Source organism: Agrobacterium burrii (assembly GCF_017313405.1).
In the GTDB taxonomy this organism is placed as follows: Bacteria; Pseudomonadota; Alphaproteobacteria; order Rhizobiales; family Rhizobiaceae; genus Agrobacterium; species Agrobacterium burrii.
Genome location: NZ_JAFLNA010000002.1, coordinates 227,481 through 247,279 on the forward strand (window position 1 = coordinate 227,481; position 19,799 = coordinate 247,279).

A 19,799-nucleotide genomic window follows, 5' to 3' on the forward strand; every position below is an offset into this window, starting at 1 on the left:
CTTCACCCGGCGAAATTGGCCGATGCCGGATCGAAAATTTGCCAGAACACTTCCCCGGGCCAAATGGGTGAGAGGCCGATGAAATGACGTGGACAAACCAGGGACCAGACAGGCGGCGCAAGTTTTAACATCGCTTTAACAATAGGTTTTTTATGGTTAACAGTTGATAAAGATCGCTGGGATTTGAGCGTTTTGGCAAGCGCGTGAAAATCGGCGAGCCTCTCACTCACTGCTTGTATTCAGAATTCTGCCAGCCAGAGAACTGGGAGAGACATGCCGCAATGCAAAATATTTCTAATATGATAAGATTTAAACGTTTCAATTTGGCACGGAATCGCCCTATGATTTAGGGGTATTGGTCTTTCTATTGCTTGGTAAATTATATTGATTTTTATTTTATGTGACAGCGTCGTTTCATGAATCCCGTTTTGAACATCAAGCAGGTCGGTTTCTATTGCTGGGATATTACCAATGACCGATTCTATCTCGATGAAGTCTGTGCGGAACTCTTCGGAATTCCGCTGAGACAGGCGATGCAGGGCATCAGCATTTTTCAGATGCTCGAAAAAGTGCATCTGGATCATCGAAACCGTGTGATCGAGACCGCGCTGATCACCCTGAAGGCGGCAAGCTTTTACAATCAGGAATATGCCGTGCGCCGGGATGACGGTTCGGTCTCATGGGTAAGGACAGTCGGCCGATATCTGGTCGACGAGGAAAACATCCCTTTCAAGCGGCTGGGAACGATCGAGGAAATCTCTCCGCCGGACCTGCGGCACTAAAAAGCAGTACTGGCCGGCTGAAGAGTGGACTTATTCCGGGTGAAAGAGTAACAGTCGGCCATGATTACGCGCGCCGTCAAACTGGTCGAAGACAATGCCATCTCATCCGCCGTGCGGACGATTTCGATGGAGCGGGCTGGTCTTGCCGCCCTTGAGGACGCTCTCACGAACGGTCTTGCCGACCCTTTCTGCAAGGCGATCGAGACCATCGGCCAGTCGAATGGCCGTCTCATCATCACCGGGGTCGGCAAAAGCGGTCATATCGGCGCAAAGCTCGCGGCTACCTTCGCCTCTACTGGTACACCGGCGTTTTTTGTGCATGCGGCCGAGGCCAATCACGGCGATCTGGGGATGATCGGCGGCGACGATGTGGTGCTGGCGATCTCCAAAGGCGGCGAAAGCGCAGAACTGCGCAGCATCATCAACTATTCGCGCCGTTTCTCCATTCCGCTGATCGCACTCACCTGTTCCGAGGCTTCATCGCTGGCGAAAGCCTCCGATATCGTGCTGCTGGTTCCCAATGAACAGGAAGCCTGTCCGCTTGGCCTTGCGCCCACCACCTCCACCTTGATGCAACTGGCGCTGGGTGACGCCCTTGCCGTAGCACTTCTGGAAGCGCGCAATTTTACTGCCGGTGATTTCCGGGTGTTTCACCCCGGTGGCAAACTGGGCGCTAGCCTCACGCTGGTCAGCGATATCATGCATACCGGCGACCGCGTGCCGCTGGTGGCCAAGGGAACGGCGATGCCGGAAGCGGTCGGCGTTCTTTCCCGCAAGCATTTCGGCTGTGTCGGTATTCTGGACGAGGATGGCCGTCTGTGCGGCATCGTCACCGAGGGTGATCTGGCCCGCAACCTGTCTCGCAACCTCGCAGAACTGACGGTCGACGATATCATGACCCGCAATCCGAAAACGGTCAAAAAATCGGTGCTGGCGACCAGCGCGCTGGCGACACTGGAAAAATTCCACATTGGCGCGCTGATCGTGGTGGATGATGACAACCGGCCGATCGGCCTGGTGCATTTCCACGATCTATTGAGAATCGGCGTGGCCTGAGGCCCACTTGTCTCTCTTATCGGTCTATTGGTTCGATCGTCAGCGTGCGGCCGCGTGCTGACGCGATCCTCACACGGGTTCCGGCCGGAAGGTCTTCACCATTTACCGGCCACCATGTGTCGTCCAGTCTTATCCGGCCACGTCCTTCGACAATCGGTTCCTGCAGCGTCGCGGTGCGGCCGACAAGGCTTGCCTCGCGCTGATTGAGGAACGGTTCATCGGTGGTCTCTCGGTTCCTGCCGAAATATTTGCGGCCAAGCAGGGCAAAGACGATGGAGAGTGCGGCAAACAGCACCAGTTGCAATTGCCAGGCCCAATATGCCGCATCCCATAAAAGCAACGAGAGCGCGCCGATGACCAGCGCGGCAAGGCCAATCCAGATCAGGAAAACGCCCGGAGCGATGAGCTCGGCGGCCAGCAGCACAAAGCCGACGATCCACCAGCTCCATGGTCCCAGCTCAGTGGCAAGCCGTTGCAGCATCGTTATTTCTCCGATGAAGAACCGAAGGGGGAAGACCGCGTCGGCGGCACCGAGCGGGGAGATGTGGAGGCAGGGGGGGCAGTTGGTGTGTCGCCCCTGTCACCGAAAACTTCTCTCGCAATTGTGCCAATACCGCCGAGAGAGCCGATCAGCGCCGAGGCCTCCATCGGCATCAGAACGATTTTGGAATTTTTGGCCGTACCGATCTCGGCCAGAGCCTCGGTATATTTCTGGGCGACGAAGTAGTTGATGGCATGGACATTGCCGGCGGCGATGGCCTCCGACACCATGCGGGTCGCATTGGCTTCGGCCTCAGCCAGACGTTCACGGGCTTCGGCATCCCGGAATGCCGCCTCCCGCTGGCCTTCCGCTTCCAGAATGGCGGATTGTTTTGCACCTTCCGCGCGCAGAATCTGGGCATTACGCGAGCCTTCAGCTTCCAGCACCTGCGCGCGTTTTTCACGCTCGGCCTTCATCTGTCGCGCCATGGAGTCAACCAGATCCTTCGGCGGCGCGATGTCCTTGATCTCGATGCGGGTGACCTTGATGCCCCATGGTCCCACCGCCTCGTCCACCACGCGCAATAGGCGGTCGTTGATAGCATCGCGGTTCGACAGCAACTCGTCGAGGTCCATCGAGCCCATCACCGAGCGGATGTTGGTCATGGTGAGGTTTTCGATCGCCATTTGTAGATTGGAAATCTGATAAGCTGCCTGTGCGGCATTGAGCACCTGATAGAAGGTGACGGCATCGGCGGAGACGCTGGCGTTGTCTCGGGTGATGACTTCCTGCGTCGGAATATGCAGCACCTGCTCCATCACGTTCATTTTCGAACCGATGCTTTCGAAGAACGGCACGATGAGGTTCAGGCCGGGTTCGAGTGTGCGGGTGTAACGCCCGAACCGTTCAACCGTGTAACGATGCCCCTGCGGCACGGTCTTGATGCCGGCAAACAGCACCAGAATAACCAGAACAACCGCCGCTATGACGACGATGTCGAACCCGCCCAATGCAATCATCACTTTTCCTCCAAAATCCGAACTATCAGGGTTTTACCCCATCATCGTTATGGCAAAATTACACCCAGCCTTGCAACTCCTGTCTTACAACCTTTTCGAGAACGGTCATGCCCTCGGTGCTGTCGTTCAGGCAGGGAATATGGGTGAATTTCTCACCGCCATTATGCAGGAAAATTTCTCCAGCTTCACCGGCAATTTCCTCCAGCGTCTCAAGACAATCCGATACGAAGCCGGGGTTCATGACGGCGATGCGCTTCATGCCCTCGGATGCCAGTTTTTCCACAGTCTTGTCGGTATAGGGCTGCAACCACTCTTCCGGTCCGAAACGCGACTGGAAGGTGATCATGAAATTCTTGTCGGTCCGGCCAAGAGCCTCCCGCAGCAGGCGTGCGGTTTTCTGGCAATGACAATAATAGGGATCGCCCTTTTTGAAGTATGATTGCGGAATGCCATGGAAGGAGGTGATCAGCATCTCCGGCTCCCAATCCAGCGTTGCCAGATGGTTTTTGACGGAGGCGGCAAGCGCCTCGATATAGGCCGGATCGTCGTGATAGGGCGGTACGGTGCGAATGGCGGGCTGCCAGCGCAGCTTCATCAGATGTTCGAATGCCTTGTCGTTCACCGTTGCCGTGGTCGATGCGGCATATTGCGGGTAAAGCGGGAAAAGCAGGATTTTTTCACAACCCTGTTCCTTCAGCGCGTCGATTTTCGAGGCGATGGAAGGCTGGCCGTACCGCATCGCCCAATCCACGACGACATTGGGCAGATCCTTCAACGCCTGCGCCATCAGTTCGCCCTGGCTGCGGGTGAAGGTGCGCAGGTAGCTTTCGTTGCGCTCACGATTCCAGATCGCCTCATAGGCCTTGCCGACCTTCTGCGGGCGCTTGTTGAGGACGATGCCGTAAAGGATCGGATACCAGTAAAGGCGCGACCATTCGATGACGCGCTTGTCGCTCAAAAATTCCGCCAGATAACGGCGCATCGGCCAGTAGTCCGTACCATCTGGCGTGCCGAGATTGACGAGCAGGACGCCAACCTTGCCGAACGCGATGCGTGGATGGTCTACGGGGAGTGCGGATAGTTCTGTCGCCATGAATGACACCTGAAACTCGGACTGGTTGCGTGAGAGCTTTTCCGTTTGAGATAGGGGCGGAAAGGCTCCATCTTTTATTTTATACACACCGGCGAGAACCGTGACGGGGTTTGCCGGAAATGCACGAGCTATACGCCCGTGACGTCAATTTGTTCACGTGTTCTAGACGAATTTTCTCAGGATTGAACCACCGGCAGACGTGATTTCCGGGGTTGAGCGGCAGGCAGGATACTTTTTGACAGCTAACGGCCTGTAATTGCCTGTTTTTTATGGAAAAATAAGAAGCCGGCCCCATTTGCTGAGGGCCGGCTTCCGGTCTGCGGCAAATTGCCCTGTCTCTCGGCTTGCGGCTTATTGAGCCGGAAGTTCGAGTTCCTCGCCGATCTCGATATGGTTCGGCCGTTTCAGAGTGTTCGCCTTGGCAATTCTTGTCCAAAGCGCGCCGTCGCCATATTTTTCCGCCGCGATCTTCCAGAGCGAGTCGCCCTTTTCGACGACATACTTGACGGCAGCAGCCGCTGCTGCGGGTGCCGGTGCAGTGGCCGCAGGTGCCGGGGCCGGTGTGGCCGCAGGGGCAGGCGTGCTTGCCGCCGGCGCCGGTGCGGTTGCGGCGGTTGCAGGTGCTGCAGGTTTTGCCGGCGCAACGTAACCCGCCGGCGTCACTTCATTGATGCGGCCGTCCGTATAGGGCTTATAGGGGCTGTTGGCGGTGATAAACGCGGCGACAGCCTCTTCAAGGTTGGGGCCGAAATCATAGGCGTTGATCGCCTTCTCCGCAAAGACCTTGAAGCCGTCGCCGCCGGTGCGCACGTAGTTATTGGCCGCAACGATATAGGTCTTGGCCGGGTCGAGCGGCACGAAGGCCTCGCCTTCCTTGACGTCAACCGAAACGACGCGGTTGCCAGCCGGCTTCGACCGGTCGAAGGAATATTTCATGCCGGAAACCTGCATGAAGCGACCAGCACCGTCGTCGATCTGGCTGACGCCGTTTTCGAGGGCAGCGCGAATATCCTCGCCCTTCAGCTGGAAGGTGGCAACGGTGTTCTGGAACGGCAGGACCGTCAGAACTTCGCCCATGGAAACATCGCCGGCATCGATGGAGGAGCGCAGCCCGCCACTATTGGCGAAAGCGATGGTAACACCCTGATCCTTGACGCGCGCAAGCGTTGCATCCGCTACCAGATTGCCCATGGAGCATTCCTTGACGCGGCAAATCTTGCGGTCTCCCTCGATCGGGCCTTCCGAGGAACCGACGACCTTGGTTTTCAGTGCCTCGATCGGCGCCTTCAGCTCATCGATGCGCTTCAGTGTCGCTTCGTCGGGCTTGAAGGAGGAATCGATCAGGATGGGATCGCCCTTGCTTTCCTTGACCACGCCGCTGTCATCGAAGACGACTTTCAGGTCGCCGAGATATTTGCTGTATTGCCCGGCCTGAACGACCGGAACCTTGTAACCACCGGGATTGTCGACGAGGGTCGGATAAGGGCCTTCGGCCTTCTGGTCGGTGTTTGAAAGCAGCGTATGCGAGTGGCCGCCGACCACAACGTCCACATCCGGGATCTTCGCGATGAATTCGAGGTCACGCGGATATCCGACATGGGTAAGGGCGATGATCTTGTCGACACCCTCCTGCTTCAGCTTCTGCACCTGTTCGCTGATTTTTGCGATATCTTCGGCAATGGTGATATTGGGGCCGGGGGTGGCCAGTTCGGCCGTGTCATTGGCGACGGCGCCAACGATGCCGATTTTCTGGCCGCCGACCTCAAGCACGATGGACGGCTTGACGCGATCGCCGATTTTCGAGGCGGCGGTGGCTACCACATTGGCAGTCACAACCGGAAACTGGACCTTGTCGAGGAAGCCGGCAAGCCCGTCTTCGCTATCGTCGAATTCATGATTGCCGACGGTCATGGCGTCGAACTTCATGGCGTTCAGCATTTCGGCTTCAACGGTGCCCTTGTAGGTAGTGTAGAAAAGCGACCCCTGGAAATTATCGCCGGCATTGAGCAGGAGAACGTTCTTGCCTTCAGCCTTCAGCGCATCACGGGTCTGGTTGATTGCGGTCAGAAGGCGTGCGGCACCGCCGAAGCACTCGTTTTTGCCTTCTTCTGCCGCCGAGCAGGTCGAATCGGATTTGTTGATCGATTCGATACGGGAGTGAAAATCGTTGATGTGGAGAATGTTGAGTTCGTAGTCGGCCAGTGCCGCTCCAGCCGAAAGCGTGATCGCCGAAACGCTCAGCATGCCAAGTCCCAAAATTTTCTTCATGGTCCCTCTCTCCTGTTCAAGGCGGAAGCCCGGGCCGGCCGATCATCATCCGACCGTGCTTCCATCATTTTTTAAGCTGAAAGTATGTCAGTCTTTCAAAACCGGATGTTTCCATTTAGCGGCAATTGCCGCAAGCGAAATTATGACAGGTGTGCGACAAACAAAAACGCACGCTGGAAGCGTGCGTTTCAGAAGATCATCCCATTGAAAAGTCGACGATATCAGCCCTGGCGGTTCAGCGAAAACTGGCTGTTGCTGTCTGTCGTGCAGTTCAATTGTGACGGCGAGACGAGGGCGCAGTTGACGCGCGACTGTGTGTTGCGCACCAGCGATGTCATGTTGATTTCGTAGAGCGTCGGCGAAATCGTCACATAGGTGCCCGAGGCCAGAAGCGTGTTGGTGTCGGTCGAACGGGTGGAGAAGGCGCCGTTCTGAAACGTCGATATGATGCCGTTGCGATCGATCCACCGGCCATCCACGGCTGGGCCGCGGGAAAGCGAAGGCGCCATCGAGGTCTGCTGCGAGGGACCCGGCGCGACGCATGAAGACACCGCGATGGCGGCTGAAAGCAAAGCAGCGCTTGTCTTGAAGTTCATGAGCCTGTTCTCCTGCGATTCGATGAAACTTTCCGTGTTTCGACCATGCCGTGAAGCGTTCCTTATTTCAAGGCAACGTTGTTTGCTCTTACCGGTTCCTCACATCCCACATGAAAGCGGTGACGTGACAAATATGAGACGCCGCTTTCCTCACCGCACCAGAATATTGCGGAACTGCCACGGATCGGATGTGTCGATATTGTCGGGAAACAGGCCAGGGCGGCCGTCGAGCGGCGTCCAGTCCGTGTAGTGTCCTTCGACCGGGCCTAAATAGGGGCGCTGCACCTCCAGGCATCGGCGGTAATCTACTTCATCCGCTTCGACGATGCCGGCTTGCGGATTTTCAATGGCCCAGACCATTCCGGCCAGCACTGCGGAACTGACCTGCAGCCCGGTCGCATTCTGGCTGGGGGCAAGTGAACGCGCCTCCTGCAGGCTCAGGCGCGAGCCGTACCAATAGGCGTTTTTGTTGTGGCCATAAAGCAGAACGCCCAGCTCGTCGGCGCCGTCGACCAGCTCATCTTCGCCCAGCACATGCTGTACCGGCTGGGGGATGCCGCCATTGCCGAAAAGTTCATGCAAGGAAAGAATGGCGTCGTTGCAGGGGTGATAGGCGTAATGGCAGGTCGGCCGATAGGTCACCTCGCCATCGTCATTGCGGACGGTGAAATAGTCGGAAATCGAGATCGCCTCATTGTGGGTGACCAGAAAGCCATATTGCGGTCCCTGTCCAGGACACCATGTCCGCACCCGCGTATTGGCGCCGGGTTGATCGAGATAGATCGCCGCCTTGCTGCCCTTCTTCTGTTTTTTCGCGTTTTTCGGCATCCAGTTTTCATGGGTGCCCCAGCCGAGCTCGGCGGGCTGGAAACCTTCGGCGATAAAACCTTCGACCGACCAAGTGTTCCAGAAAGCGCCGAAGGGCTTGGGATCTTTCGCCCGCTGCGTATCGCGCTCGGCCACATGCACGCCCTTGACGCCGAGCTGTTTCATGAGCTTTGCCCATGCCTCCCGGTCATGCGGTTGCGGTTCTTCGATCTCGAGACCGGTATCCTTGGCGAGATTGATCAACGCCTGTTTCACGAACCAGGACACCATGCCGGGATTTGCCCCGCAGGTGGAAACGGCCGTCGTGCCGCCCGGCCTGCGTGCCTTTTCTTTCAGCATGGTCTCGCGAAGTGAATAATTGGTTCTGGAGGCATTGTCGGCATCGGCATCGAAATAAAAGCCCGGCCACGGCTCAACTACGGTGTCGATGTAGAGCATGCCGTGTTTGCGACAAAGCCGCATCAGATCGACGGAGGCGGCATCGACCGAAAGATTGACGCAGAAGCCCTGACCCTGAACGCCCTTGAGCAGCGGCTTCAGAACCTCCTTGTAATTCTCCTTGGTCAGATGCGTGCGGATATGCTGAATGTTCCTCTCGGCCAGAAACGCGGCGATGTCCTCGCGCGGATCGATAACGACGAGCCGGGTCTTGTCAAAATTGAAATGACGTTCGATCAACGGAAGAGTACCGCGCCCGATAGAGCCGAAGCCGATCATGATGATGGGGCCGTCAATATCGCCGTAAATCGGATGGTTTGCGTCCGTCATTCGTCAATTTTCCTTTTTCAGCCAATAAGTAAGCTAGATCATAAAAGCGTGCCACAATAAAGGGCAGGTGGATGACGGACATATGACGGTCAGGGTGAAAGCAGGCAGACGGACGCATTCTGCCCCTTCGCATTTTAGAGACTGCGTTTATAATCGAATTCTTCTTTTCGTGCGTAAGGTCATGTGCTGGGGGCTTTGGCCGGATGACGACGAGAGTTTTTGCCATCACAGGAGAATTGCCTGTTGAACAGTTTCATCGAGCGTGTCGCAGCGCTTCAAAGTGCCACCCCCGTTCTGATTGCCCTTTACGATTCCGAAGACCGGCTGCGGCATGCCAACCCGTCGTTTCTGGAGAGCTTTCAAATTACCCCGGAAGAATTTCCGACCTGGGCGGATATCATGCGGCTGAACCATCGCCTGCAAACCGGTGTCGTCGTTCGACACAGGGATTTCGAGGGCTGGCTTCTGTCGGCGCAGTCCCGGCGCGGCAAGCTGCCATATCGCGCCTTTGAGATGGACATGTATGACGGCCGCTGGTTCTGGATGACGGAGACGGTGCAGCAGGATGGCTGGATGCTATGCGTCGCAAGCGATGTCACCGAATTGCGTCAGGGTTACCGAACGCTGCGACAGGACCGGGATCTGGCCGTGCGCGCCTCGCAGACGGATGAGTTGACGGGAACGGCGAACCGCCGTTTCGTTTTCGCCAAGCTGGCTTTGCAGGTGGAACGGGTCGGCAAGGGGCTTGAAGCACCCTTTTGCCTCTGCACGCTCGACATCGATTTTTTCAAGCAGATCAATGATCGTTTCGGCCATAAATGTGGAGATGCGGTGCTGCGCGATTTTGTCGGCATCGCCCATTCCGTCATTCGCCGGGTGGATTGTTTCGGCAGGATCGGCGGTGAGGAATTCATGCTCGTCCTGCCGCGCAGTTCGGTTGCCGAAGGCCGGGAGATCGTCGAGCGCCTGCTGCAAAGGGTGCGGCTTTCAAGGCCTCTGGCCGAATTTCCGGATTTCTCTTACAGCTGCTCGGCCGGCATGACGGCCTATCGGATGGCGGAAAGCGCCGATGATGTTTTCATGCGCGCTGATCAGGCTCTTTATGCAGCCAAGGAAAAAGGCCGCGACCGGCTTCTGGCGGTGACTGTTTAAATCAACTCAGCCGCAATCAGCCCATGTAGCGAATTACCAACGAACAGCCGCCGCCCGGCGATATCCTCCGGTTTCAGCGCCTTTCCGCGCGCCTTGCGTTCACGGATCAGGTCGGCGCGCAACACACCCGGCAGGATACCGCTGTCGAGCGGTGGCGTGAGCAACTGCCCGTCCGGCATTTCGACGAAAATGCTGGTCGATGATCCCTCGCACAACTCGCCGCGTTCATTGAGCAGGAGAACTTCATCCGCCTCCTCCGCTGAAAACTCGGCGCGAGCGGCATCATAAGGTTCGCGACGTGACGACTTGTGACGATAGAAGGTATCCGTGGAATCGAGCGTGGTTTTTGTCGCGATACGAACGCGCCAGATCGCATTTGTTTGTATGGGACTAAAATCGGCCGTCTCGATATCGAGTTCGCCCTTGTAGTTCATCACCAGCCTGACGCAGAGCGGGTTTTCGCCGCCCACCGTCTTTTCCAGCGCCTCAACCGCATTGGCCGGCGCCCGAAAACCGAGCGCATCGGCCGAACGCAGCAGCCGGCGCATATGCTGGTCGATGCGCTGAAAGCCCGATTGCGGCTCCCAGCGCAGGGTTTCTCTCAAGGTCAGATCGGCGGGTTTGCGTTTCATTGCCTGTGCTCGTCGCCTGTCATCATGGTCGGTTTCTGCGCCGGCACCATCAACCGGCAAAGCTTATCCGAAATAGGATAGCCTTGCCGGCTGGCGAGGTTAAGCCTGTTTATTGTCCAGCGCTTCCAGTTCGTCGATCAGCCCTTCGATCATCGAAAGCCCCTTGTCCCAGAAGGAGGGATCGGTGGCATCAAGGCCGAAGGGCTTCAGAAGCTCCGAATGGTGTTTGGTGCCGCCGGCTTTCAGAAGCTCGAAATATTTCTCCTGAAACCCCGTCTCGGCCTTCTGGTAAACCGCATAAAGCGAGTTCACCAGGCAATCGCCGAAGGCATAGGCATAGACGTAGAAGGGCGAATGGATGAAATGGGGGATATAGGTCCACCATGTCTCGTAGCCCTCGGAAATGCGGATCGCCGGTCCGAGGCTTTCGGCCTGAATGGACAGCCACAATTCGCCGATCTGGTCGGAAGTCAGTTCACCGTCCTTGCGGGCGGTGTGCAGCTTGCGCTCGAATTCGTAGAAAGCGATTTGGCGCACGACCGTGTTGATCATGTCCTCGACCTTGCGGGCAAGCATGGCCTTGCGTTCGCGGATGTCTTTCGTGTCGTCGAGCAATTTGCGGAAGGTCAGCATTTCACCGAAAACGGAGGCGGTTTCGGCAAGCGTCAGCGGTGTTGCGCACATCAAGGCGCCCTGCTGACCGGCCAGTACCTGATGCACGCCATGGCCAAGCTCATGGGCAAGCGTCATCACGTCGCGCGGTTTGCCGAGATAGTTGACGAGCACGTAAGGGTGGGCCGAAGGCACGGTCGGATGCGCGAATGCGCCCGGCGCCTTGCCCGGCCGGGCCGGGGCGTCGATCCATTCTTCGTCGAAGAAACGGCGGGCGATATCGGCCATTTCCGGGGCGAAATTGCCATAGGCGGAAAGCACCGTGTCCTTCGCCTCATCCCATGGAATGATCGTGTTCGATGTATCGGGAAGCGGCGCGTTGCGGTCCCAGTAATTCATCTGCTCCATGCCGAGCCACTTTGCCTTCATGGCGTAATAGCGATGCGAAAGGCGCGGGTAAGCCTTCTTTACGGCGGCGGCCAATGCATCGACCACTTCACGCTCGACGCGGTTGGCCAGATGGCGGCTATCGGCAATGTCCTCGAACTTGCGCCAGCGGTCGGAAATGTCCTTGTCCTTGGCAAGCGTGTTGGTGATGAGGGTGAAGACCCGCAGATTATCCTTGAAGGTGGCGCTCAATGCTTCCGCCGCCTTTTTCCGGGTTTCTGGCTCCGGCTCCTGCAGCATGTTGAGCGTCACTTCCAGCGGAAGGCTCGCGCCGTCGATGTCGAAACGCAGATCGGCCATCGTTTCGTCGAACAGGCGGTTGAAGGCTGAGGCACTTGTCATCGATTTTTCGAGGAACAGCTGCTCCAGCTGGTCGTCAAGCTGATGCGGCTTGTCCTTACGCAAATCCACCAGCCAAGGCCGGTAGTGTCCCGCTGCGGCGTCGTTCACCATGCATGCGTCCATCGTCGCATCGTCGATGCGGTTGAGTTCAAGCGTGAAGAACAGGAGATGTGCGGAAATATCCGTCAACTTCGCCTGTGCATCTCCGTATAATTTGCCGTTCGCCGGGTTCGAGGTGTCAGAAAAATAGGTCAGCCCGGCAAAGGAGCCGATGCGGCCGATAAGGTCGTCCAGTGCCTCATATTCCTTCAGCGCTGCGCCAATGCCCTTGTCGCCCGTGGCCTTTGCAGCTGCCTCAAGCTTGCCCTTCCACTTGCCTTCAAAAGCGGTCGCCATTGCCGCCGCCTTTTCGATGTCGCCCTTATATTCCGGTGAATCACCCGATGGGTAGAGATCCGCGAGCTTCCAGCCGGGCAGGTCGCCAAGCACTGGACCGGAGGTTTCGGCAAGGGAGAATACGGGCGGCGGGGTGAGGCGATTGAGGGTCATCGAACGCGTCCTTCTGATTATGCTTGCGAAGCATATGGAGCCTTTGTTTCCCGCAGCAATGGATAAAATGCAAGCAAATCTCAAAACTGGATGTTCAAGTCTCCCGTGCCAGAGTGCGCCACAAGGGACCGCATGACGCAGGTCCATAAACCGGAAACCGGAGCCAAAAATGACCGCGCATGTTCTCGTGATAGACGATGATCCCGTCCAGCGCCGCCTGCTCAAAAATGCGGTGGAACGTTATGGGCATCTGGCCTTGCTTGCCGAAAACGGCAGGGCGGGGCTGGAGCTGCTCAAGCAATATAGCGGCGAGATCAATGTCATCGTCCTCGACCTCATGATGCCGGAAATGGACGGTCTTTCTTTTCTGAGAGCCGTTGGTGAACTCGGCACCGATGTTCCCGTCATCGTTCAGACCGGGCAGGGCGGCATCGATACCGTCGTGCAGGCCATGCGCGCCGGCGCTTTCGATTTCGTCGTCAAGCCGGTTTCGCCGGAAAGGATCGGCGCGGCCATCTCCAATGCCCTCAAGCTGGACAGGAGAGAGGCAAAGGCCCGCACGGGCAGGCGTGGACGGAGCAATGCAGTGAATTTTACCGATATCGTTTCCGCCAGCCCGGCAATGCTGAGGGTCATAGAGCTGGCGCAGCGCGCCGCCCAGTCCAGCATTCCCGTGGTGCTGGAAGGCGAATCCGGTGTCGGCAAGGAAATGGTTGCTCGCGCTATCCAGTCGGCCGGCGACAGGGCGAACAAGCCGTTCATCACCGTCAATTGCGGCGCCATCCCGCATAATCTGGTGGAAAGCATCCTCTTCGGCCACGAGAAGGGCGCTTTTACCGGCGCTACGGAAAAACACATCGGTAAATTCATGGAAGCGGATGGCGGCACGCTGTTCCTCGATGAAATCGGCGACCTGCCGCTGGACGTGCAGGTCAAGCTGTTGCGCGCGGTTCAGCAGGGCGAAATCGAAACCGTCGGCTCCGTACGGGTGCAGAAGGTCAATGTCCGGCTGATTTCCGCCACCAACAAGAACCTGATCGAAGAGGTGAAGGAAGGCCGTTTCCGCGAAGACCTTTATTACCGCCTCAACGTTTTCCCGATCACCATCCCGGCGCTGCGTCGCCGTAAAGAAGACATCCCGCATCTGGCGCGGGTTTTTGCCGAGCGTTTTTCGGCCGAACAGAAATTGCCCAATCCCGTTGGCCTTGATGCCAGCGCGCTGGCGCTTCTGACGGCCTATGACTGGCCGGGCAATATTCGTCAGCTTGAAAACGCGGTCTTCCGCGCCGTTGTGCTGTCGCAGGGCGAGGACCTGGCGGATACCGATTTTCCGCAGATCGCGTTGCAGCTGCCAGAATTCGCAGCGATGGACGATGCGGGCGATTCCATCCGCTCGCCATCCGGATCGTCGCTGAAGCTGGCTGCCTATTCGCCGCCGCCGCTCGCCGAAAGCCACGCTGTTGTGGAAGAAGCATCGGATGTTTCCACCACCATCTACCGGGGCGGAAATCTGATCTCGAGCATGGATGAGGCGGGCAATATTCGAAAGCTGGCCGAGATCGAAGAGGAGCTTATCCGCTTCGCGCTGCGTTTCTATCGCGGGCAGATGAGCCAGGTCGCCAGGAAACTCGGCATTGGCCGTTCGACGCTTTATCGAAAACTGAAGGATTACGGCATCGATCCCGACGATCCGCTTCGAGATGCCGCATGAAGTCGCAAATGGCGCATTGCCCGGCAGATCGTGAAATTCGTTAACTTCTGAGCAAGGATATCCGCTTACCGTCTATAAACCTCTTGTTAGTGGCTGATTCACTATATAGAGGAAGGTTGCATCTGTGTGGCAATTTTGCCATCGTGTCACCGTATTTGACGTTCATTTGAGGCAATGTGACAGAAATTGTCTTCCAGGCGGGGATCGAATTGCCATATCTGCATCGGAATAACGCGCTTTCGACAAAGATTGCGCGCGGCTTGATCAAGGATATATGCACGAAGCTGTCGGCACGCGCTGTCACCTTTGCCTGCCTGATGCTCGCCGCCATGCCTTTCGTAGGTGTTTCGGCGACGGAAGCCGCCGCCGAAACGCGCAGCCTCAAACTGTATTATATCCATACACGCGAGAAGGCGGTCATCACCTTCAAGCGCAATGGAAAATACGACCAGAAGGGCCTGCAGGAGCTGAACCGCTTCCTGCGCGACTGGCGTCGCAACCAGCCGACGCGCATGGACCCGCGCCTTTTCGATCTTGTCTGGGAAGTTTATCGCCGCAGCGGCGCGACCGATTATATCAATGTCGTCTCGGCCTTCCGTTCGCCGGAGACCAACGGCCTCTTGCGTTCGCGCACCAAGGGTGTCGCGGAAAAAAGCCAGCACATGCTCGGCAAGGCCATGGATTTTTACATTCCCGGTGTGAAGCTTGCCACCCTGCGTGAAGTAGGCATGCAGATGCAGATCGGCGGCGTCGGCTTTTATCCGAGTTCGGGCTCTCCCTTCGTGCACATGGATGTCGGCGGCGTTCGCGCCTGGCCACGCATGAGCCGCCAGGAACTCGTGCGTATTTTCCCGAAAGGCAATACGCTGCACGTTCCGTCCGATGGCAAGCCGCTTCCCGGTTATGAGCAGGCGCTGGCGGATTACAAGAAGCGCGTCAGCTCCTCCTCCGTTCAGGTTGCGTCCAGCGCCGGTTCCGGTCCCGCTTCCTCTGGTGGCGGTGGCAAGCGCAAGACGCTGTTGCAGGCGCTGTTTGGCGGTGGTGGTGATGAGGATGAAGATCCCGATAGCATCGCAGCGCCGGAGCCCGCAGAACGCCCGGCGGTCGCACGGCCGGCTGCTCCGCAGCAGCAAGCAGCGCCTGAGCCAGAACCAACGATTGCGGTGGCTTCCGCCCAAGCTCTTCCGGGCGTGAACGATGCGCCGCTGCCGACGGCTCGTCCAGCTTTCGGCAACCAGCCGCCGGCTAATACCGGCTTGGCGACGGCACTTTATTCTCCAGCCCGTAATGCCGCACAGGACGCCTTGCAGGCTGCAACGACGCCGACCCCGGCATCTGCTCCGGCCGAACGCCAGCAATTTGCCGATCTGGCTGAAGTCTCCGTGCCAGTACCCACACTTCTCGGGCCGCGTGGCATGAGAGGCGATGCGGAAGGATCAGTTCTGACGGCTTCCGCCGATGGTGCGACCCCTGCGGCGACCGGTGAGCTTGCCTCCATTCCGGTTCCCGCCAATCGCCCGGCCGTGGCTGAAGCTCTTCTCGCTGCCGCCAATGCTGATCAGGAAGGCGAAGACGATCTCGCCGAGGCGCAGCAGGATACGCTTTCGCCGACGGTGGTTGCGGCGCTTGAACAGAGCGGCCAGGCCGCCCGTTCACAGGTTCAGTCCGCTGCCATGCCGACGGCCGCGCAATTCCCGGCCGCCGTCAACCACAAGGTTACGGTCGCGCCTGCTGAAACCGCAAAGGCCGCTCCACAGGAAGGTTTCGGTGACGCCTTCGATCTGAAGCCCGCCGTCAATGGTGGCCTTACTGCTGGTTTGCCAACCAAAGGCTCGCGTCCGAGCAGGCAGGATGCGGCCGTTTCCCATCAGGCCATGGTCGGTGGTGGTCGCCTGACGCAGGATTCGATCTCTGACTGGGCGCTCAACCAGAACAAGGGTACGACCGGACGCTCGGTAAAGGCGCCGCGTGTTGTCGCTAACCGCATGCTCAGCCACGACATGTCGGCTTCGGCCACCTCGGCAAGCTTCAAGCCGGGCGCGGCGGCAATCGAGTCCAGCCGCTTCAGCACACCGGTGAAGATGCACTGAGCCCTGTTTTTTGTGATATGGCCGAAAGGCCAACAAAAAACCCGCCGTTGCCGGCGGGTTTTTTAATGCCTGGATATTCCTTTATCAGACGCCGCTCTGGCCGTCCGAGCCGATATAGGCGATGCGCACCATGTTGGTCGCACCGGGGGTGCCGAGCGGCACGCCGGCGGAGATGATGATACGGTCGCCCGGCTTGCCGAAACCTTCGGAAACGACGATGCGACAAGCGCGGTTCACCATGTCGTCCAGATCGCTGGCATCGCCCGTCACTACGCAGTGCAGACCCCAGACAACCGACAGGCGGCGTGCGGTCTGGATGATCGGCGAAAGAGCAATGATCGGAACCTGCGGCCGTTCGCGCGCCGCACGCAGACCCGTCGTGCCGGACGAGGTGTAGGTGACGATCGCCGACAGTTTCAGCGTTTCGGCGATCTGGCGGGCGGCGAGCGAAATGGCGTCGGCGCCTGTGGCTTCCGGCTGCGGGCGCTGCGCGTAGATGATGTTGGAGTAATAGGGATCCTGTTCCACGGTGCTGGCGATGGACGCCATGGTGGAGACGGCTTCGATCGGATAGTCGCCGGAGGCCGATTCAGCCGAAAGCATGATGGCATCAGCGCCTTCGAACACGGCGGTGGCGACGTCGGACACTTCAGCGCGCGTCGGGACGGGCGCGGTGATCATCGATTCCAGCATCTGCGTGGCGACCACGACCGGCTTGCCGGCGCGACGGCAGGCGCGCGTCAGCTGCTTCTGGATGCCCGGAACCGCTTCCAGCGGCATTTCGACACCCAGATCGCCGCGCGCGACCATCAAGGCGTCGGAAAGCTCGATGATTTCCTCGATACGCTCGACGGCCTGCGGCTTTTCGATCTTGGACATCAGGCCAACGCGGCCGCGCGCGATCTTGCGCACTTCGGCCAGGTCTTCCGGACGCTGGACGAAGGAGAGGGCGACCCAATCCACTTCGTTGGTGGCGAGAACGGCATCAAGGTCGACACGGTCCTTGTCGGTCAAAACGCCGACGCCGAGCAGGGTGTCGGGCAGGCTTATGCCCTTGCGATCGGAAATCTTGGTGCCGGAAACAACCGTGGTGACGATGCTTTTGCCGTCGCTCTTTTCAGCGCGCAGATGCAGCTTGCCGTCATCGATCAGCAGGCGATGGCCGGGCTTGACCGCTTCGAGAATTTCAGGATGCGGCAGGAAAACGCGGGTGTTGTCGCCGGGTGTGTCGTTATTGTCCAGCGTGAAGGTCTGGCCCGGAACCAGATCGACCTTGGTTTCGGCAAACTTTCCGACGCGCAGCTTGGGACCCTGTAGGTCGGCCAGAATGCCGATGGGACGGCCGTTGCGGCTCTCGACCGAGCGGATACGCTCAATCAGCGTGCGCATCACGTCGTGGCTTGCGTGGCTCATGTTGATCCGGAAAAGATCGGCGCCAGCCAGATGCAGCTTTTCGATCATCGCCTCATCCGAGGAGGCGGGGCCGAGAGTTGCAAGAATTTTGACTTTGCGGTTACGCTTCATCAGTTTTGATTTCCCTGTGTGCCTGGCGTATCGGAAAGCTGGACCATCCAGCTGCCCTGTCTGCCCGTGTCATATTCCTTGAAACCCATTCTCTGGAAGCTGCGGGCATAACAATCGTCTACGCCGCCGATCTTGAACTCGTTTTCCGCCACGCACATGTTGACGTCACCGGTCCAGCGGCCGCCATGGGCGGCGTCTTCGGCATAAAGATAATAATAACGCGACTGCAGCTCACCCTCGATCAGCGTTGCGCAGGTGGAGGAGGGGACCTGCCACCAGCCTTCACTGACCCAGCCCTCCTGTCCACGATAGCCGATTGCGACCCCCACGAGATTTTGCGTGCTGTTGCAGACGCGGAAATCCGCATGTGCGGTCTCCACGAACACAAACGGGGTCATAAACAATGCCGCTGCGGAAAAAAGACGGGCAAGATGCCGAAAGTGGCGAGGACGAGCGAGAGATGACTGAGTCACGGCTTCCATCCGGATTCCATGGTTATAATGAACACACTTCTTGGCGTGGCCGCCCAAGAAAGTCAACGCGAGTTTAATCGATTATATTGTTCGTGGGATCGTGAGTGCGGTAAGGTAGATGGCTGTTCCTGCGCCGAAACTTGCGCCCGGCCTCAAGCCATGCCATCAAGCTTTTCTCCTCAATCCTGCCCCAGAAAATCATCGATGAACGACTTCATACCTTATGAAATCATAGAAGGCGAATATGACAAAGGCATGGTCCTTCTGGCAGACCACGCGATGAACCTTCTGCCGGCACACTACGGCAAACTTGGCCTTCCGCAAACCGCTTTTCATCGCCATATCGCATTTGATATCGGCATAGAAGCGTTGACACGGTCGCTGGCCGCCCGTCTTGGCGTGCCGGCAGTGCTCGGACGGTTTTCGCGGCTGCTGATCGATCCGAATCGCGGCGAGGATGATCCCACTCTCATCATGAAGATCTCGGACGGGGCGATCATTCCCGGCAATCACCGGATTTCGGATGAGGAATGGCAAAGGCGCATCGAGGTTTTTCATAGGCCTTATCACAATGCCGTGGACCGTGTGCTGAAAGGCGTAGCGGAAGTATCGGAAGAAGCACCCCTCGTCTTGTCGCTGCATTCTTACACGCCCTTCTGGAAGGAAACGCCCCGGCCCTGGCATGCGGCGGTGCTCTGGGACACGGATAATCGCGCGGTCGATCCGCTTCTGGCGCATCTGCGCGCGACCGGCGACATTCTCGTCGGCGATAACGAACCCTATGACGGGGCGCTGAAGGGCGATACCATGTTCCGCCACTGCATGATGAAGGGCATACCGCATGCGCTTCTGGAGGTTCGGCAGGATCTGATCGCGGATGAAGAGGGGATTGCGGCCTGGTCGAACCGTCTCGCTCCCATTTTCGCCGCAATGAACGACGATCCGGTTTTGCATGAATATAAGCTGTTCGCCTCTCGCACCGGCCCCTATTGAGCCTGGAGTTGCCCCATGACGAAAGAGAACGACAAACACCAGATCGAGTTCGAGGCCGCCGCCTTTCGCCGTCTGGTGCAGCATCTTCGCGAGCGCCACGATGTGCAGAACATCGATATGATGAATCTGGCGGGCTTCTGTCGCAATTGCCTTTCCAACTGGTACCGCGAAGCGGCAGAGGAAGCGGGCGTCGCGCTCAGCAAGGAGCAATCCCGCGAAATTGTCTATGGCATGCCCTATGACGACTGGAAGGAAAAATATCAAGCGGAGGCGAGCGACGCCCAGAAAGTCGCCTTTGAGCAGAACAGACCGAAGGAATAACCCCCGATCGACGGAAACGACTTGACGTGAGGCCCGGCAATGGGCAGTTCACAGGCCTGAAT

At 58.1% G+C, this 19,799-nt stretch carries 18 protein-coding genes; 7 read left to right on the plus strand and 11 right to left on the minus strand.

The window, feature by feature from the left end:
• Positions 1-2 precede the first annotated feature (2 nt).
• Positions 3-230 (minus strand): hypothetical protein, encoded by a 228-nt coding sequence (locus JZX89_RS04545; protein ID WP_207133238.1) that lies wholly within the window; start codon positions 228-230, stop codon positions 3-5.
• 186 nt (positions 231-416) lie between these two features.
• On the opposite strand from JZX89_RS04545, the gene JZX89_RS04550 reads away from it, so the two are divergent.
• Together JZX89_RS04550 and JZX89_RS04555 are read left to right on the plus strand one after the other, a co-directional pair.
• Complete coding sequence (locus tag JZX89_RS04550; RefSeq protein WP_149899542.1) at positions 417-782, plus strand: PAS domain-containing protein; 366 nt, start codon at positions 417-419, stop codon at positions 780-782.
• Between the two features lie 60 nt (positions 783-842).
• Positions 843-1,838, plus strand: a complete 996-nt coding sequence (locus JZX89_RS04555; protein ID WP_207133239.1) for a KpsF/GutQ family sugar-phosphate isomerase — start codon at positions 843-845, stop codon at positions 1,836-1,838.
• Between the two features lie 16 nt (positions 1,839-1,854).
• Here JZX89_RS04555 and JZX89_RS04560 read toward each other — a convergent pair whose 3' ends face one another.
• The 6 genes from JZX89_RS04560 to JZX89_RS04585 all read right to left on the minus strand — a co-directional run bounded on the left by JZX89_RS04560 (position 1,855) and on the right by JZX89_RS04585 (position 8,891).
• Positions 1,855-2,319, minus strand: coding sequence for an NfeD family protein (locus JZX89_RS04560; protein WP_174373882.1), 465 nt, complete (start codon positions 2,317-2,319; stop codon positions 1,855-1,857).
• Positions 2,320-2,321: 2 nt separating this feature from the next.
• Positions 2,322-3,338: an SPFH domain-containing protein gene (locus JZX89_RS04565; RefSeq protein WP_174374020.1), complete on the minus strand. Its 1,017-nt coding sequence runs from the start codon at positions 3,336-3,338 to the stop codon at positions 2,322-2,324.
• A gap of 58 nt (positions 3,339-3,396) precedes the next feature.
• Positions 3,397-4,431 carry a ferrochelatase gene (gene hemH, locus JZX89_RS04570; RefSeq protein ID WP_174373881.1) on the minus strand — a complete coding sequence of 345 codons (1,035 nt, stop codon included), beginning with the start codon at positions 4,429-4,431 and terminating at the stop codon, positions 3,397-3,399.
• A 351-nt stretch (positions 4,432-4,782) separates the two neighbouring features.
• A complete protein-coding gene (locus JZX89_RS04575; RefSeq protein ID WP_207133240.1) occupies positions 4,783-6,699 on the minus strand; it encodes a 5'-nucleotidase C-terminal domain-containing protein in 1,917 nt (638 codons plus the stop codon).
• 221 nt (positions 6,700-6,920) lie between these two features.
• A complete protein-coding gene (omp10, locus tag JZX89_RS04580) occupies positions 6,921-7,295 on the minus strand; it encodes an outer membrane lipoprotein Omp10 (protein WP_153514403.1) in 375 nt (124 codons plus the stop codon).
• A 150-nt stretch (positions 7,296-7,445) separates the two neighbouring features.
• Entirely contained in the window at positions 7,446-8,891 is a 1,446-nt protein-coding gene (locus tag JZX89_RS04585) for a homospermidine synthase (RefSeq protein WP_149899536.1), read from the minus strand.
• 243 nt (positions 8,892-9,134) lie between these two features.
• Between JZX89_RS04585 and JZX89_RS04590 the strand changes: the two genes are divergently transcribed.
• Positions 9,135-10,043 carry a GGDEF domain-containing protein gene (locus tag JZX89_RS04590; protein ID WP_207133241.1) on the plus strand — a complete coding sequence of 303 codons (909 nt, stop codon included), beginning with the start codon at positions 9,135-9,137 and terminating at the stop codon, positions 10,041-10,043.
• On the opposite strand, the gene JZX89_RS04595 is transcribed toward JZX89_RS04590, so the two are convergent.
• Positions 10,040-10,675 carry an aminotransferase class IV family protein gene (locus JZX89_RS04595; RefSeq protein WP_207133242.1) on the minus strand — a complete coding sequence of 212 codons (636 nt, stop codon included), beginning with the start codon at positions 10,673-10,675 and terminating at the stop codon, positions 10,040-10,042. The two genes, JZX89_RS04590 and JZX89_RS04595, sit on opposite strands and share 4 nt — an antisense overlap.
• A 99-nt stretch (positions 10,676-10,774) precedes the next feature.
• A complete protein-coding gene (locus JZX89_RS04600) occupies positions 10,775-12,625 on the minus strand; it encodes a M3 family oligoendopeptidase (protein WP_153514405.1) in 1,851 nt (616 codons plus the stop codon).
• A gap of 169 nt (positions 12,626-12,794) precedes the next feature.
• Here JZX89_RS04600 and JZX89_RS04605 point away from each other — a divergent pair, with 169 nt between their 5' ends.
• Both JZX89_RS04605 and JZX89_RS04610 read left to right on the plus strand, forming a co-directional pair.
• The gene (locus JZX89_RS04605) at positions 12,795-14,336 is read left to right on the plus strand and encodes a sigma-54-dependent transcriptional regulator (protein ID WP_207133243.1); all 1,542 of its coding nucleotides are present in this window, start codon (positions 12,795-12,797) and stop codon (positions 14,334-14,336) included.
• Positions 14,337-14,512: 176 nt separating this feature from the next.
• Positions 14,513-16,426, plus strand: coding sequence for a peptidoglycan L,D-endopeptidase MepK (locus JZX89_RS04610; RefSeq protein ID WP_174373876.1), 1,914 nt, complete (start codon positions 14,513-14,515; stop codon positions 16,424-16,426).
• An 84-nt stretch (positions 16,427-16,510) separates the two neighbouring features.
• Here JZX89_RS04610 and pyk read toward each other — a convergent pair whose 3' ends face one another.
• Together pyk and JZX89_RS04620 are read right to left on the minus strand one after the other, a co-directional pair.
• Positions 16,511-17,950 carry a pyruvate kinase gene (gene pyk, locus JZX89_RS04615; RefSeq protein ID WP_153514407.1) on the minus strand — a complete coding sequence of 480 codons (1,440 nt, stop codon included), beginning with the start codon at positions 17,948-17,950 and terminating at the stop codon, positions 16,511-16,513.
• Positions 17,950-18,348 (minus strand): DUF1036 domain-containing protein, encoded by a 399-nt coding sequence (locus tag JZX89_RS04620; protein ID WP_236776599.1) that lies wholly within the window; start codon positions 18,346-18,348, stop codon positions 17,950-17,952. Before JZX89_RS04620 ends, pyk begins: the two co-directional genes overlap by 1 nt.
• Positions 18,349-18,627: 279 nt before the next feature.
• On the opposite strand from JZX89_RS04620, the gene JZX89_RS04625 reads away from it, so the two are divergent.
• Positions 18,628-19,416, plus strand: a complete 789-nt coding sequence (locus JZX89_RS04625) for an N-formylglutamate amidohydrolase (RefSeq protein ID WP_207133244.1) — start codon at positions 18,628-18,630, stop codon at positions 19,414-19,416.
• Between the two features lie 15 nt (positions 19,417-19,431).
• Positions 19,432-19,737 (plus strand): DUF1244 domain-containing protein, encoded by a 306-nt coding sequence (locus JZX89_RS04630; RefSeq protein WP_149899528.1) that lies wholly within the window; start codon positions 19,432-19,434, stop codon positions 19,735-19,737.
• Positions 19,738-19,799: the final 62 nt, after the last annotated feature.